The following is a 14,284-nucleotide window of genomic DNA, read 5'->3' as shown; positions in this document are numbered from 1 at the left end:
TAAAATGAAAGAATTATTTGATAGTGTTTCTAATGATTGTAGCAAATTAGTTACTAAAAAATATAGTACATCATTTTCTCTTGCGGTTAATATGTTATCGCCAAAAATTAGAGAAGATATTTATAATATTTACGGCTTTGTGCGTTTTGCAGATGAAATTGTAGATTCTTTTCATGATTATGATAAAGAACATTTGATGCAACATTTTGAAAGAGATTATTATCTTTCTAAAGAACATGGTATTAGTTTAAATCCTATTTTAAATTCTTTTCAGCATACCATAAAGAAATATAAAATTCCAGATGAAATGGTGCAAGCCTTTCTAAAGAGCATGAAAGCGGATTTACACAAAACTACTTATAATACAAAACAAGAGTATGACGAATATATTTATGGTTCTGCAGATGTAGTTGGTTTAATGTGTTTAAAAGTTTTTGTTGATGGAGATGATAAAAAATACGAAGAACTTAAAGATGCAGCAATGCGTTTGGGTTCTGCGTTTCAAAAAGTGAATTTTTTACGAGATTTGAAAGATGATTTTGAGACTTTAAACCGTTCTTATTTTCCAAATATTGACTTAGGAAAATTAGATGCATCTTCTAAACAAATAATTATTGATGAAATTGAAGCTGATTTTGAATATGCATATAGCAACGGAATTTTAAAATTACCGGTTGAAGCAAAATTCGGAGTTTATACAGCTTACAGATATTACAGAAGGTTACTAAAAAAGTTAAAAATGGTGCCATCAGAACAGATTATGGATTCTAGAATTAGAATTTCTAATCCTATGAAAATTAATCTATTAGCAAGAAGTTACGTAAAATATAAATTAAATATTATTTAATGATTTATGCCCTTATAACATTAGCGGTTTTTTTAATAATGGAATGTGTAACTTGGTGTACACACAAATATGTAATGCATGGTTTTGGTTGGTTTTTACATGAAGATCATCATCAACCAAAATATAGCGGATTCGAGAAAAATGACGCTTTTTTTGTAGTATTTGCGATACCAAGTATTGCACTATTTTATTTTGGAACTTATACAGAACATACCTATTTATTTTTTATTGGTTTAGGTATTTTATTTTATGGTTTAGCGTATTTTTTAGTGCACGATGTTTTAATTCATCAAAGATTTAAATGGTTTAAAAATACCAATAACAACTATTTAAGAGGACTAAGAAAAGCGCATAAAATACATCATAAAAACATGGGGAAAGAAGATAGCCAATGTTTTGGGATGCTCTTTGTACCTTTAAAATATTTTAAAAAGCCTAAAGTTTAATTACTTATAAATTAAAACTGAATAATTAATTTTATTCAGTTTTTTTATGTCCACCAAACAAGAAAAAATTTCTCAATTTCTCCGTTTTCTTTTTTCAACCAACATAAAGGAGAAAATTGTCTTTCTAAAATAGATGTAACTTCATTTTGAAAGTCAGAGAATTGTAACCAATTCACATTTTTATGCGGAATAATTAACCAATCTTTTTTTATTGGTATATAAAATTTACAGGTATTAAACTGATTTAAATCTTTTAAATTACAATAAAAGCCAACGATACAATTGTTATTTAATATACTTAAATTAATGTTCTTTTTATTTATCGGCACAAATAATTGTGCTTTAAAATAAATTTGTTGCGAGATATCTTTTAAAGAAATTTCTAAGTTATCTAGTAGATTTTCACATTCTTTTACGAACAAAATTGGCAGTTGTTTACCTTTAAGTTTTGTTAATTTTTCTATTAGAGCATCTTTTCTATTTGGGCCAATAAAATGCTCAATTTCAGTATGACCAATTTTATCATCAAAAAGATAAAATTTATAAATAATTTCTAAATGTATAGGAGAGTTGTTCTTTAATAACAAACAATCTAGCTCGCCAAGTGTAATTTTATTTCTTTGAATTTGTATGTTTTCGGCTAAAATTTCTATGGATTTGTTCTGAGATAATTCAAAAGAAACAAAACGCTCTATGTATTTTCCTAATCTCAATTTTTCATCAAGTTCAATATCAATTTTTGATGATTTATAAGGTGTTTCAAACTGATTTAAATTAAAAACAGCGTTATTTTTCCACAGATTATGAGTTTGTAAAAATCCGTCGAATCTTTTCTGAATATCTTTTGTTTTTTGATGCATATCAAATTCGAAGTTACAAATCTATTTTGTAAATTTATACTTTAAAAGATCTATAAAATGCAAATCGAAAAATCTACTTTAAAATTTTTAAAAGACTTACAAAAAAACAATAATAGAGATTGGTTTGCAGAACATAAAGAAACTTATGTTTTAGAGCAAAAAAAGGCAAAAGCTTTTTTTGAAGAAGTACATTTAAACCTACAAAAGCATGATGATATTGAGAAATCAAAAATGATGCGTATTTATAGAGATGTTCGTTTTTCTAAAGATAAAACACCGTATAAAGCCCATTTTGCAAATTCTTTTTCTAGATTAGGTAAAGAATTAAGAGGTGGTTATTTTTTAAGAATAAGACCAGGAGAATCTTTTTTAGCTGGCGGGTTTTGGGAGCCAAATAAAGAAGATTTATTTAGAATTCGTAAAGAAATAGAGTTAGATGCATCAGAAATAAAAGATATTTTAAAGGATAAAAATTATCAAAAATATTTTGGAAAAGAATTTGGTAGTTTTTCTGAATTAAAAACGGCTCCAAGAGGTTTTGATAAAGAGCATCCAGATGTAAATCTTTTAAGAAAAAAAGGGTTTATTGCCACAAGAAATTTTACAGATGCAGAAGTATTAGCGCCAAATTTTATAGATGAAGTAGATAAAAGTTTTAAAGCTTTACGACCGTTTTTTAACTTGTTTAGCGATATTTTAACTACTAATTTAAACGGAGAATCGTTATTGTAGATTTTTATCTATTTCTCTTTTTAAAACTATAACAGTTATTATCGTTGATAATAAATCGGCAATCGGAAAAGACCACCAAACCCCAAGAACACCATAATATTTTGGTAAGATATACGCTAACGGAATTAAGAAAATTCCTTGTTTTAATAGTGTAAGAAATAATGCTGGCATTGCTTTACCAGCTGCTTGAAAGTAGGCAGAACCTATTAATTGCATCGCCACAACTGGTGTTACTAAAAATACAATTAGCATTGCATTGGGTGTTTTGTCTAAAAGTGTAGCATCATTAGTAAATATCCAAATTATTTGCTCTTTAAAAGTAGCAACTGCTATAAATATGATGGTTCCAATGATAGATCCAAAATAAATAGATTTTTTAATGGTTTCTTTAACTCTTTCGTTTTTTTCTGCTCCAATATTAAATCCAGCTACAGGTAAAAAACCTTGTGAAACACCTAAAATAGGAGAGAAGGCAAACATCATCACTCTATTAATAATCCCAAAAACAGCAATCGAAATTTCATCACCATAGGTAAAAAGAGAGTAGTTTAAAACAATCATTAAAATACTTACTGCACCTTGTCTTACAATAGAAATACTACCTAATTGAGCAATTTCTTTTACAATATTAAAATTAAGTTTAAAGTTTTTTGGTATAATTTTTAATTCACTTTTAGATGATAAAAAGAAATACAAAATATACAAACCACAACTAGCATAAGAAAGCGATGTTGCTAAACCAGCACCCCACATTCCCCAATTAAAAAATTTTATAAATAAAATATCTAAAACAACATTTAAAACTGCAGGCACCATCATTGCATACATTGCAAATTTTGGTTTTCCTTCAGCACGAATAGTTGGGTTTCCCATCATTGCAAATGCTAAAAAAGGAACACCGTAAATAATAACACTAAAATATTCAGATGCAATTGGTAAAATTTCACCTTTAGCACCGAATAAATCTAAAATAGGAATGCTAAAAACATTTCCTAAAACTACAAATAGTATCGCTAAAATTACTGTTAAACAAATTTGATTTCCGAAGGTTAAAAAAGCCTTTTCGGTATTATTGGCGCCCAATGCTCTCGAAATGATAGAACTTCCTCCAATACCAATTCCCATTCCGATAGAAGAAATTAAAAAAGCAATTGGTAAAACTACAGTTATTGCTGCAATAGCTAAAACACCAATCCATTGTCCTACAAAAATAGTATCAACAATCATGTTTAAAGACATTACTAAAATACCAATAGTTGCAGGAACTGCTTGTTTTAAAAGCAATTTGCTAATTTTTTCTGTACCTAATTCGTTTGCAAGTTTATTCATAGAAGAAGTTGCAAATTACGGTATTTAAATAGAAAATGAAACCACTTTTATTGTTATAGAATTATTAATGTTTTAGTTTTGTAGAAAATTAATAAATGAAAGATATTTTTGAATTAAATATTACAGTAACTTCTAATGATATTGATGATTTAAACCATGTAAATAATGTGGTTTATGTAAAATGGATGGATAAAGTTGCTTTTGAACATTGGGCATATTTAACTAGAAACAATCCTTTACCAGAATATGTTTGGGTTGTAATTAAGCACGAAATTGAATATTTAAAACAAGCTGTAATTGGCGATGTAATTACTGTAAAAACTTGGGTTGGTGAAACCAAAGGTTTTAAATCTGAACGTTTAATGGAGTTTTATAAAAATAATATTTTACTTGTAAAAGCTAAAACTGTTTGGGGAATGTTAGATGCTAAAAGCTATAAACCTTCTAGAATTAGAGAAAATGTTCTAAAAGTATTACAACCTGTTAAATAAAAGTATCTTTGCACAAAATTTAGAGACAAAATGGCATCATTTTCAGAATTAGGTATCAAACCTTCATATATAAAATCGATTAAAGAATTAGGTATTTCTAAACCAACAGAAATTCAAGAAAAAGCAATTCCTGTATTAATAAAATCGAAAACAGATTTTATTGGTTTGGCACAAACTGGTACGGGTAAAACTGCAGCTTTTGGATTGCCTATTTTACACCATGTTGATGCTAAATCTGATCATATTCAAACACTAATTTTGTCACCAACTAGAGAATTGGTTCAGCAACTTAAAAAGCAACTTTTTAAGTTTACGAAATTTAATGAAGATAAAATTTTTGTTGAAGCTGTTTTTGGTGGAGAAAAAATTGACAGACAAATCAATAATCTAAAAAGAACTACTCATATTGTAGTTGCTACACCTGGTAGATTAATCGATTTAATAGAAAGAGGAGATATTGATATTAGTCATGTAAAAACAGTTGTTTTAGATGAGGCTGATGAAATGTTGAGCATGGGTTTTAAGCAAGATTTAAATAGAATTTTAAAATTCTCTTCTCAAAGTAATCGTAATACTTGGTTGTTTTCTGCAACGATGCCAGAAGAAATTAAGCGTATTATTAAAACTTATATGGATGCTAATGCGCCAAGAATCGAAGTCAATAAAAATGCTTTGGTAAATGCAAATATTAGACATCAATTTGTAAAAACTACCTTAAAAACGAAAGCAGATGATATTGTTACGTTTCTAGAAAAAAGAGGAACGCAAAGAGGTATTATATTTTGTAGAACTAAAGCAGGTGCGCAAAATCTTGCAAATTTTTTAATAGAAGAAGGTTTTTCTGCAGGCGCTTTAGAAGGTGATATGCAACAAAAAGAGCGTGATAAAGTTATGCGTGCTTTCAAAAAAGAAAATTTACAATATTTAGTTTCTACAGATGTTTCTGCTCGTGGTATCGATGTTAGTGGTTTAGAATTTGTAATTCATCATCAATTACCAGAACAATTAGAATATTATACACACAGAAGTGGTAGAACCGCAAGAGCAGGAAATACCGGTACTTCTTTGGCTTTTATTCTTTCTAATGAATTAGATAAAGTACATCAAATTCAAAAAGAATTAAACATCAAATTTACAGAAGTTAGCGTTTAAAATGGATGTTGTTTATGTACTAGATATTTTAGGAACTTTTGCTTTTGCGGTAAGTGGTGCCTTAGTAGCTTCTGATAAAAAGTTCGATTTATTTGGTGTAATTATAATTGCTTTTGTAACCGCGGTAGGTGGCGGAATGTTAAGAGATGTTTTAATAAACGCACATCCTATAAATTGGATTGCAGATCTAAATTATTTGTATGTAATTTTTACTGCTGTTGTATTTACTTTTTTATTTAAAAGTAAAATAGCATTTTTAAGTAGAACCATGTTTTTATTTGATACGATTGGTATTAGTGTTTTTACTTTGTTAGGTTTACAAAAAGGACTTTCTTTTAATTTACACCCAATAATAGCTTTAATTATGGGAATGATATCTGCTGTGTTTGGAGGGGTTTTAAGAGATGTTTTAACAAATAAAGTACCTTTAATTTTTGAAAAAGAAATTTACGCTTCTGCTTGTTTAGCTGGCGGAATAATTTATTTATTACTTTTTAAATTCTCAATTTTACCAGAGAAATTTATTTTTATAATTGCGGCTTTGGTGGTTATAACTATAAGGGCAATTTCTGTAAAATATCATTTACAATTACCTAGAATTAAAGACGATCTTTTTGGTAAACTTAAATAAAAAATGCGAAGATTTCTCTTCGCATTTTTTTTACTTCTAGTTTACATCTTTTAATAATTCTCGAATAGATATAATTAATTGCTCATCGATGCCATTATCTATTTTACCTGGCATATTTTTTACTTTTATTGTAGGTTCTGTTTGGTTGTTTTCCATCCATTCTCCAGCTTTATTTTTAGCAGAAACAGGTACAATTCCCCAATAACTGCCATTAGGTAATGTTTCCCATCCTGCAAAACTACAAGTTCCAGGAACTGGCATACCCACAGTTTTACCAATTTTTAAATCTGTATAACCAGAAGCATAACAATGTCCGTCTGAATACATACTTTCATTAAATATAGATAAAGTTGGTTTTGTCCATCTCGAAGTTGGTTCTCCGCCAACAACTTTAGCCTCTGTTTCATAAGTTAAAAATGGTACACCCGTAAAAAACATTGCTAAATCTGCAACTAAATCTCCACCACCGTTAAATCGAGTATCGATTATTACACCTTTTTTATCTAAATATTTACCCATCATGTCTTGATAAATACTTCTATAAGGTCCGTCACTCATACCAGGAATATGAACATAACCTAATTGGCCATTACTTTCTTTTTCTACTTGTTTCTCATTTATTTTTACCCATCTTTTGTATAACAATCTGTTTTCTTGTCCTAATGTGATAGGTTTAACTGTAATTGTTTGTGATTTTTTTGTTGATGGATTTTCTATTTCTAACAGCATAAACTTATTTGCTGCACGATTTAAATATTTGGCAACATCTGTATTTTTATCAATTAAATCGCCATTAATTTTTTTAATAATCATGCCAGCTTTAATATTAAATTTAGCTTTGTCTAAAGGACCGCCTTTAATAACTTCATCAATTAAAATACCGTCCTCTTTAAAATTATGATTCATAAAAATACCTAAAGAAGCTGTAGCATCTGCATTTTTAACATTTCCTCCTCTAAAACCAGCACCAGAATGCGATACATTTAATTCTCCTAATAACTCTGACAACATTTCAGAAAACTCGAATTCATTACCAATATATGGGATGTATTTCTGATATTCTTTTTTTAATTTTTTCCAGTCTTTTCCATGAAAATTCGAATGATAAAAAACTGCATTTGTTCTTAGCCAAACATGATCAAACATTGCTTGCTTTTCTGCAATTTTATCAAACTTTATTTCCGCTTTAATGCTAACTGGTTTTTGTTTATTTGTACTTGGATTTAGTTTTGTAATTCTACCGCTGCTAAGTAAATACAGATTTTTCATTTCTTTATCCCAAGTTAAACTACCGTAACCAACATTTAATTTCATTAGCATTTTTGTTGCTCTGGTTCTTAAATTTGTAGTCCATAAATTAGAACGACCTTCAAAACTTGATAAATAATAAAGTTTATCGCCATCTTTAGAAAGTACAGCATCACCTAAACGAGAAGAATGAATTGTTAATCTCTTTGTTCTATCTTGTAAATTATCCCAATCGAACTGTAAAGGTTTAACATCTTCTTTGTCTTTTTTATCGGCATCTTTTTTCTTAGTATCTTTTTCTTTCTTCTTGCTAGAGTTTTTCTTTTCTTCTTCTTTAATCGCTTTCATTAGTTTATAATCCTCATCACTTAGATTAAATTCATCCCAAGCATCTTGTGTAAAAAACATGCTATAAACATCGCTTTGAGAACTACCACTTGTTGCGTAAGATTTTAATCCGTTTCTATTGCTAAACCAAATCATTTCTTTACCATTATTTACCCATTTAGGATTCGAATCGTAATAACCACTTTCGTTTAAATTTACACGTTTAGAACCGTCTGCTGCCATTAATAAAATTTCACCATTGTTTAAGGTTTTAGACCAATCTACAAGTAGCCATTTACTATCGGGACTCCATGTAAAATTCTTATCGCCATCTCTCATGTGAAATAAATCTTTAGGAGTTAAAAGAGTTACTTCTTTCTTAGATTTTACATCTAAAATTTTTAAAGTTCTTCTTCCTTCAATAAAAGCGATTTTTTTTCCGTCTGGTGAGTATTGTGCTAAATAATTGTCTTTTTTATTATTTATTAAAGCACTTTCTTTAACAAGTGTAGCTGCGTAAAAGAAAGGTTCTTCCTTACGTTGTTTTTCAGTTTTAAAAACGCTCCATTTTCCATTTCTTTCACTAGAATATATTACAGATTTTCCATCAGAACTCCAATTTACAAAACGTTCGTTTTCTGGTGTGTTGGTTAATCTTTTAGTAAAAGTTTTATCTACAGAAGTTACAAACACTTCACCACGAGCAATAAAAGCAATTTCTTTACCATTTGGTGAAACAGCCATTTCGTTAATTCCGCCATTTACAGAAACATATTTATCTGTATTTTCTTTATCTTGAGTAGTAATTGTTATGGCAACTTTTTTAGGTTTTTCACCTTCTTTTAATGTATAAATTTCACCATCATAACCAAATGAAAGCATATCATTAGCAATACTTAAAAAACGTACAGGATGAGTTTTAAAGTTTGTAATTTGTTCTGCAGAAGCTCCGCTTTCTAAATTAGACTTAAATACATTAAAGGTTCCGTTTCTTTCACTTAAAAAATACATGCTTTTTTCATCCGAAGAAAAAACAGGTTGTCTGTCTTCTGCAGTATTTGTAGTAATCATTTTATGCTTTTGAGTTTTGGTGTTATATATCCAAATATCTCTGGTAATAGAAGATGTGTGATGTTTTCTCCATTCGTTTTCGCCTCCTTTTTTATCTTGATAAAGCATCGTTTTACCATCTTTAGAAAATTGTGTGTATTCTGCAGGAATGGTTAACAATTGCTGTACTTTACCAGCTTTTACAGGTACACTGTAAAGTTCTGTTTGAGAACCATGCGGATATTGTCTATGACGAACATCGTCTTGTCTTAAAGCACCAAAAACTACATTTTTATTATCTGATGTAAAGCTATACGGAGTTTCGTTATTAGAGTGAAAAGTTAATCTTTTTGCGGTTCCTCCGTTTGCGTTCATTACAAAAACATCAAAATTACCGTATCTGTTAGAGGCGAAAGCAATTTTAGAACCGTCTTTGTTCCAAGTAGCCATAAAATCATGCGCACTATGAAAAGTAAGTTGTTTTGCGGTTCCGCCAGAACTTGCTACAGTATATAAATCACCTTTATAAGTAAAAGCAATCTTAGATCCGTCTGGTGAGATACTGGAATGTCTTAGCCATTTTGGGTTTGTTTGTGCACTTAGAATACACGTAAATAAAATGAGGAAATAGGTTAGTTGTTTCATGGTTTTAAAATTTTTTCTAAATTAATAATTTGATATAGTTTAGAACTTGTTTATTTTGTTAAATTAGAAGTTGATTTTTTAACATTTAAATTAGATGTAATGAAGCCATTAATATTAAATACGTTATGTGAGTTTATAGAGCTAGAAGGTAAAGATTTGCCAGTTGGCGAATGGTATACAGTAACTCAAGAAATGATTGATGATTTTGCTAATGCCACTTTAGATAAACAATGGATTCATGTAGATGAAGAAAGAGCTTTAAAAGAAAGCCCTTACAAATGCACAATTGCCCATGGTTTTATGTCTGTTTCTATGATTTCTAAATTGTTAGAAAATATTTTTACTATTAAAAGTTTAAAAATGGGTTTAAACTACGGATTGAATAAAGTTCGCTTTCCGAACCCTGTTCTTGTAAACAGTAAGTTAAGAATGATTTCAAAATTAAAGAAAACAGAAAGTTTAGGTGAAAATGGTATAAAAGCTACTTTTTCTTGCACAATAGAAATTAAAGGACAAGAAAAACCAGCTTGTGTGGCAGAATTTATAGCTGCTTTTTTTGAATAGGATTTATACTAATTATTTTAGAATTCCGTCTGCAATACATTTTTTAGAATACCAAATTAAAAATAGGCAAACTAAAATTACCAATATTGGCATAACGTACATGCTTAAATCGATATCTATTAAAATATAAACCTGTTGTATTGTTGCACATATTCCTGATAAAAGAAATAAATAATAAGAAAATTTCTTTTTAGCAAGAAAAAAAATGCAACCTATAACTCCGCCAAACACGGCTAATGCAAATAATGCAGTTAACCACGCTGGATGTTCTATCATCATTTCTGCTTGCTGTTCTGGTGGCATATTTGCAATCATTTCATCTGTAGCTAATGTTTGAAACAAATAAGCGCTTGTACCCATTAAATTCCATAACAAAGCAAGAATACCAATTATCCAAAAAGCTTTACTAGGTTTATTCGAATTTGTAGTCATTTAAAAAAAAGTTTAGTTGATTGATTTTTAAATATACTTAAAAATATTTGTAAAACTACAAAATGTAAAGTATATTTGACATTATATAAAGTTTATTTGTCTAATTGTAAAATAGTTTTGTTATGTCGAAAATGTCAGTTTGTGAACGAGAAAGAAGTTATATTGAAAAAATGAATAAATTTCAATTGTCAAATAAATTTAAAAAGATTGGTTATTATGCAACCTTTTTTATTTTTGGATTGATGATTGCCAAAAAGTTTTTTGACGAACCAATTTGGGTAAAACCGTTGTTATCTGGTTTACTTTTGGTTGGTATGTTGCTAATTTCTATATCAAAAGATAGGGAAGAAGATGAGTTTATAGAAACTTTAAGATCACAATCTTACAGAATAGCTTTTGTTTTAGCAATTTTATACTCTTTGCTGCAGCCAATTATTAATTATGGTGTGGGTAAACTTTTTAATGCTGATGAAAAATTAGTAGGCTTTACTTATTTTGAAGTGTTATTTTATATGTTAGTTGTGCAACTAATGATTTTTTGGCAGTTAAAAAGACTAAATAGATAACATGAAAAACACTTTAAAAGTACAAAGAGCTATTTTAAATTTAACTCAAGACGATTTAGCAAAAGCAATTGGTGTTTCTAGGCAAACTATAAACTCTATAGAAAAAAATAGGTATGTGCCTTCTACAGTTTTGTCTTTAAAGTTGTCTAAAGTGTTTAAGATTCCTGTAAATGATTTTTTTACGTTAGAAGAATCAGATTAATTATCGTTAATATTAAAAACAGCTTCTTTAAATAGTTTTGCTTTCGTTTTAAAGAATTTGTTTTCTAATTTGATAGCTTTTAACTGCGCATCAATAAATTTTTCTTCTCTATAATTCACTAAGAATAAAGAGCTTTCTCCTAAGAAAAACTTTCTTTCTTCTGCCTTTAATAGAACATTATAATCTCTTACTATGGCATCTGTAAAGTTATTTTGATTATCAAAAGAATCTAATTCTAATAACAAACTATTCAATTTATTTTTTATGGTGACTTTAGCAGTTTTGGCTTCTAACTGTTGATCTTGTAATTTTATTTTAGCTAATTTTAAATCTCCTCTTTCTTTTCTGATAAATATTGGAAAACTAAAATTTAAACCAGCTTTGTAATTCGATGAATTAAAAGAATTAATTCGATTTCCATCTGCAGAAATAAAATTATACTGAAGATCTATTTTTGGAAGTAAATTATTCTTTTTTAAACGCTTTTCTACTATTAAACTTTTTACCTTAAAGTCTAACGCTTTAATTTTAGGATGATTTTCGATGTCGAAATCTTCTTGATTAAATAAGGCTATATTAAATGTTTTATCAACAGAATTTTTTGCTTCTAAATCTGGAATTATATTTTCTTTTAACTCGATAGGTGTATTATTATTCAGCCATAAAAAATTAGACAATTCTAAAGATGCTTTGGTATAGTATATTGCAGATTTTTCTAAATTTAATTTTCTTGAGTTTAATGTTATACCTGCTTCTAAAGTATCTATAGCTGGTTTTTCACCTTCTTGAAAAGCTCTTTTAGTTCCTTCAAATCTAATTCTTGCATTTTCTAAGAAAGAAGTAAAAACTAATTTTTCTTTATATGCTTTTAACCAATTAAAGTAACTTAATGAAGCATCAAAAAGAATTTTATTTACCAGTATTTGTTGTTCTTCTTTTGCTTGATTTACATAATATTTTGCTTGTTTTAAAGCAGCCATTCTTTTATTGGTAAGTAAACCCTTAGCTAAAGATACAGAAACACCTGCGCTGTATAAACCATCTAGTGGGACATTGTTTTCTGGATTCAAAAATAAACCATCATTTTTTTCGAAATTAGCTTTAAATTCTACTCCGTACCAAGTTGGTATTTTAAAAGAACTATTTAATTTGTTGTAATATTCTTTTTCTTTAAATAGTTTTTTATCAAAATCTACTTCTATCTTGGGGTCAAATGCACCTCTAGCTTTTAACAATTTAGCTTCACTAGAATTTAAAACTAAATTGGCTTGTCTTACTATTGGATGGTAATTTTTAACGTAACTTAAAAACTCTGATAAAGTTAGTTGATTGCTAATTTCTTCTTGTGCATAATTGGTAGAAAAAAATAACATTGTTAGTATTAGTAAAAACTTCTTCATTGTTTTACTTTTTAGTTTCTTTTTTGCTTTTGTTTGTATTTGGTTGATAGTAATTAGGCGGAAAGCTGTTTAACTGTCTCCATAACTCGAACCAAATTGGTACATCTTCTAATAATGCGATTGTTTTTGCTCCAGAGCCAACCCTAATTGCTTCTGGCCATTTATTTTCTCTTTCGTCTGGTGCCAGTAAAACACGGTATTTACCGTTGTCACTTATAAAATTTTCTATTGCAACTACGGTACCACCATATGTACCATAAGATACATTTGGCCAACCAGAAAAAACAATTGCAGGCCAACCGTCAAACTGAACTCTTACTTCTTCACCTATGTGTAAAAGCGGTAAATCTATTGGTTTTACATAAGTTTCTACAGCTAAATCATACTTTTCTGGCATAATACCAACTAAAGATTCACCTTCTTTAAAAGTGCCTCCAATTCCTCCTTTAATAGCTTTGTTGATGTATCCATTTTGTGGAGAAGTTACGTATAACAGACTATTTCTAACTTTATAGTTGCTATTGCTATTTTCTAATTTAGAGACTTGTGCTTCGGCATCAAAACCATTAGATCTTGCAGTAAACATATCGCTTTGTGCTTTCGAAATTTTATCTGTAAAAGTTGCTTTAATTCTAGATAATTCTAATTTCGCATTAATCACATCATTTTTACTTGCTAATAATTTATTTTGCTGAGCTATTAATTTAGCTTGAGTTTCTTGCAGTTTCAAACGTTTTTGTTCTACATCTACAACGGCTTTTAAACCTTCTTTTTGCAACGTTTCTGTTCTTAAAAACTGCTTTTCTGCAATAGATAAATTAGTTTTTGCAGCTTGTAAGGCAATACTATCACTTTGTACTTTAAGTTTAGATTGCAAAAGTTTGTTTTGCGATTGAGCAGTTTTTAAAACTTGCTCGTCTTTTAATGCATTTATTTGTCTTTGTAAAGCATTAGATTTTTGTTGATATGCATTTACAGAAGAATTTTTTGCATTTATTTGATTGTTTGTTCTTTCGATTAATCGGTTGTCAAAATAATCACTTTTAATTTCAGAGATTCTTAAAATAGTATCTCCTTTTTTTACATAATCTCCTTCTTTTACAAACCATTCTTCAATCCTTCCAGGTATTTGAGATTGTATACTTTGTGGTCTTTGTTCTGGAGTTAATGTGGTAACTAAACCTTGACTAGTAATGTTTTGCGTCCAAGGTAAAAATAAAAGGATAAAACCAATAATAGCAAAAGCTAACAAAAATTTATTTAAAGATTTGTAATAGTTTTTTGTAAAAATATCTTTACCAGATTTAAATTGTTTTAAATCTACCTTATTATTTAATTGATTGTTAGAAATATTTAACATGA

At 28.7% G+C, this 14,284-nt stretch carries 15 protein-coding genes; 9 read left to right on the top strand and 6 right to left on the bottom strand.

Features of this window, described 5'->3' with window-relative positions; all coding sequences use genetic code 11:
* The first annotated feature begins 4 nt into the window (after positions 1 to 4).
* Together B5464_RS00820 and B5464_RS00815 are read left to right on the top strand one after the other, a co-directional pair.
* Positions 5 to 847: a phytoene/squalene synthase family protein gene (locus B5464_RS00820; protein WP_079736804.1), complete on the top strand. Its 843-nt coding sequence runs from the start codon at positions 5 to 7 to the stop codon at positions 845 to 847.
* A complete protein-coding gene (locus B5464_RS00815) occupies positions 847 to 1,293 on the top strand; it encodes a sterol desaturase family protein (RefSeq protein WP_079736803.1) in 447 nt (148 codons plus the stop codon). The genes B5464_RS00820 and B5464_RS00815 overlap by 1 nt, the downstream gene beginning before the upstream one ends.
* Positions 1,294 to 1,337: 44 nt before the next feature.
* Here the strand turns inward: B5464_RS00815 and B5464_RS00810 are convergent, their stop codons facing one another.
* Positions 1,338 to 2,153 (bottom strand): DUF1853 family protein, encoded by an 816-nt coding sequence (locus B5464_RS00810; protein WP_079736802.1) that lies wholly within the window; start codon positions 2,151 to 2,153, stop codon positions 1,338 to 1,340.
* Between the two features lie 57 nt (positions 2,154 to 2,210).
* Here B5464_RS00810 and B5464_RS00805 point away from each other — a divergent pair, with 57 nt between their 5' ends.
* Positions 2,211 to 2,885 (top strand): DUF2461 domain-containing protein, encoded by a 675-nt coding sequence (locus B5464_RS00805; protein ID WP_079736801.1) that lies wholly within the window; start codon positions 2,211 to 2,213, stop codon positions 2,883 to 2,885.
* Here the strand turns inward: B5464_RS00805 and B5464_RS00800 are convergent.
* Entirely contained in the window at positions 2,877 to 4,214 is a 1,338-nt protein-coding gene (locus B5464_RS00800; protein ID WP_079736800.1) for an MATE family efflux transporter, read from the bottom strand. The genes B5464_RS00805 and B5464_RS00800 overlap by 9 nt on opposite strands.
* Positions 4,215 to 4,309: 95 nt before the next feature.
* Here B5464_RS00800 and B5464_RS00795 point away from each other — a divergent pair, with 95 nt between their 5' ends.
* Genes B5464_RS00795 through B5464_RS00785 form a run of 3 tightly spaced genes read left to right on the top strand, consistent with a single transcriptional unit; the run spans position 4,310 to position 6,488 of the window.
* Positions 4,310 to 4,705: a thioesterase family protein gene (locus tag B5464_RS00795; protein ID WP_079736799.1), complete on the top strand. Its 396-nt coding sequence runs from the start codon at positions 4,310 to 4,312 to the stop codon at positions 4,703 to 4,705.
* Between the two features lie 30 nt (positions 4,706 to 4,735).
* On the top strand, positions 4,736 to 5,857 hold the full coding sequence (locus B5464_RS00790) for a DEAD/DEAH box helicase (protein WP_079736798.1): 1,122 nt from the start codon (positions 4,736 to 4,738) through the stop codon (positions 5,855 to 5,857).
* Position 5,858: 1 nt separating this feature from the next.
* Positions 5,859 to 6,488: a trimeric intracellular cation channel family protein gene (locus tag B5464_RS00785; protein ID WP_077809550.1), complete on the top strand. Its 630-nt coding sequence runs from the start codon at positions 5,859 to 5,861 to the stop codon at positions 6,486 to 6,488.
* 36 nt (positions 6,489 to 6,524) lie between these two features.
* Here the strand turns inward: B5464_RS00785 and B5464_RS00780 are convergent, their stop codons facing one another.
* Positions 6,525 to 9,758, bottom strand: coding sequence for a S41 family peptidase (locus B5464_RS00780; RefSeq protein WP_079736797.1), 3,234 nt, complete (start codon positions 9,756 to 9,758; stop codon positions 6,525 to 6,527).
* A gap of 99 nt (positions 9,759 to 9,857) precedes the next feature.
* Between B5464_RS00780 and B5464_RS00775 the strand changes: the two genes are divergently transcribed.
* Positions 9,858 to 10,322: a MaoC family dehydratase gene (locus B5464_RS00775; RefSeq protein ID WP_079736796.1), complete on the top strand. Its 465-nt coding sequence runs from the start codon at positions 9,858 to 9,860 to the stop codon at positions 10,320 to 10,322.
* A gap of 12 nt (positions 10,323 to 10,334) precedes the next feature.
* On the opposite strand, the gene B5464_RS00770 is transcribed toward B5464_RS00775, so the two are convergent.
* The gene (locus B5464_RS00770) at positions 10,335 to 10,754 is read right to left on the bottom strand and encodes a hypothetical protein (RefSeq protein WP_079736795.1); all 420 of its coding nucleotides are present in this window, start codon (positions 10,752 to 10,754) and stop codon (positions 10,335 to 10,337) included.
* Between the two features lie 170 nt (positions 10,755 to 10,924).
* Here B5464_RS00770 and B5464_RS00765 point away from each other — a divergent pair, with 170 nt between their 5' ends.
* Together B5464_RS00765 and B5464_RS00760 are read left to right on the top strand one after the other, a co-directional pair.
* Complete coding sequence (locus B5464_RS00765) at positions 10,925 to 11,320, top strand: hypothetical protein (protein WP_154066911.1); 396 nt, start codon at positions 10,925 to 10,927, stop codon at positions 11,318 to 11,320.
* Position 11,321: 1 nt separating this feature from the next.
* Positions 11,322 to 11,522 (top strand): helix-turn-helix transcriptional regulator, encoded by a 201-nt coding sequence (locus B5464_RS00760; RefSeq protein WP_079736793.1) that lies wholly within the window; start codon positions 11,322 to 11,324, stop codon positions 11,520 to 11,522.
* On the opposite strand, the gene B5464_RS00755 is transcribed toward B5464_RS00760, so the two are convergent.
* Positions 11,519 to 12,922: a TolC family protein gene (locus B5464_RS00755; protein WP_172830836.1), complete on the bottom strand. Its 1,404-nt coding sequence runs from the start codon at positions 12,920 to 12,922 to the stop codon at positions 11,519 to 11,521. The two genes, B5464_RS00760 and B5464_RS00755, sit on opposite strands and share 4 nt — an antisense overlap.
* Positions 12,923 to 12,926: 4 nt before the next feature.
* On the bottom strand, positions 12,927 to 14,282 hold the full coding sequence (locus tag B5464_RS00750; RefSeq protein WP_079736792.1) for an HlyD family secretion protein: 1,356 nt from the start codon (positions 14,280 to 14,282) through the stop codon (positions 12,927 to 12,929).
* Positions 14,283 to 14,284 lie beyond the last annotated feature (2 nt).

Source organism: Polaribacter sp. KT 15, assembly GCF_900143115.1.
GTDB classification, from domain to species: Bacteria; Bacteroidota; Bacteroidia; order Flavobacteriales; family Flavobacteriaceae; genus Polaribacter; species Polaribacter marinaquae.
This window is presented reverse-complemented; position numbering and strand designations above follow the sequence as displayed.

What these genes read in the sequence shown, in the direction of transcription:
- B5464_RS00820 (WP_079736804.1), top strand. Translation starts at nt 5, where the DNA reads ATGAAAGAATTATTTGATAGTGTTTCTAATGATTGTAGCAAATTAGTT.
- B5464_RS00815 (WP_079736803.1), top strand. Translation starts at nt 847, where the DNA reads ATGATTTATGCCCTTATAACATTAGCGGTTTTTTTAATAATGGAATGT.
- B5464_RS00810 (WP_079736802.1), bottom strand. Translation starts at nt 2,153, where the DNA reads ATGCATCAAAAAACAAAAGATATTCAGAAAAGATTCGACGGATTTTTA.
- B5464_RS00805 (WP_079736801.1), top strand. Translation starts at nt 2,211, where the DNA reads ATGCAAATCGAAAAATCTACTTTAAAATTTTTAAAAGACTTACAAAAA.
- B5464_RS00800 (WP_079736800.1), bottom strand. Translation starts at nt 4,214, where the DNA reads ATGAATAAACTTGCAAACGAATTAGGTACAGAAAAAATTAGCAAATTG.
- B5464_RS00795 (WP_079736799.1), top strand. Translation starts at nt 4,310, where the DNA reads ATGAAAGATATTTTTGAATTAAATATTACAGTAACTTCTAATGATATT.
- B5464_RS00790 (WP_079736798.1), top strand. Translation starts at nt 4,736, where the DNA reads ATGGCATCATTTTCAGAATTAGGTATCAAACCTTCATATATAAAATCG.
- B5464_RS00785 (WP_077809550.1), top strand. Translation starts at nt 5,859, where the DNA reads ATGGATGTTGTTTATGTACTAGATATTTTAGGAACTTTTGCTTTTGCG.
- B5464_RS00780 (WP_079736797.1), bottom strand. Translation starts at nt 9,758, where the DNA reads ATGAAACAACTAACCTATTTCCTCATTTTATTTACGTGTATTCTAAGT.
- B5464_RS00775 (WP_079736796.1), top strand. Translation starts at nt 9,858, where the DNA reads ATGAAGCCATTAATATTAAATACGTTATGTGAGTTTATAGAGCTAGAA.
- B5464_RS00770 (WP_079736795.1), bottom strand. Translation starts at nt 10,754, where the DNA reads ATGACTACAAATTCGAATAAACCTAGTAAAGCTTTTTGGATAATTGGT.
- B5464_RS00765 (WP_154066911.1), top strand. Translation starts at nt 10,925, where the DNA reads ATGAATAAATTTCAATTGTCAAATAAATTTAAAAAGATTGGTTATTAT.
- B5464_RS00760 (WP_079736793.1), top strand. Translation starts at nt 11,322, where the DNA reads ATGAAAAACACTTTAAAAGTACAAAGAGCTATTTTAAATTTAACTCAA.
- B5464_RS00755 (WP_172830836.1), bottom strand. Translation starts at nt 12,922, where the DNA reads ATGAAGAAGTTTTTACTAATACTAACAATGTTATTTTTTTCTACCAAT.
- B5464_RS00750 (WP_079736792.1), bottom strand. Translation starts at nt 14,282, where the DNA reads ATGTTAAATATTTCTAACAATCAATTAAATAATAAGGTAGATTTAAAA.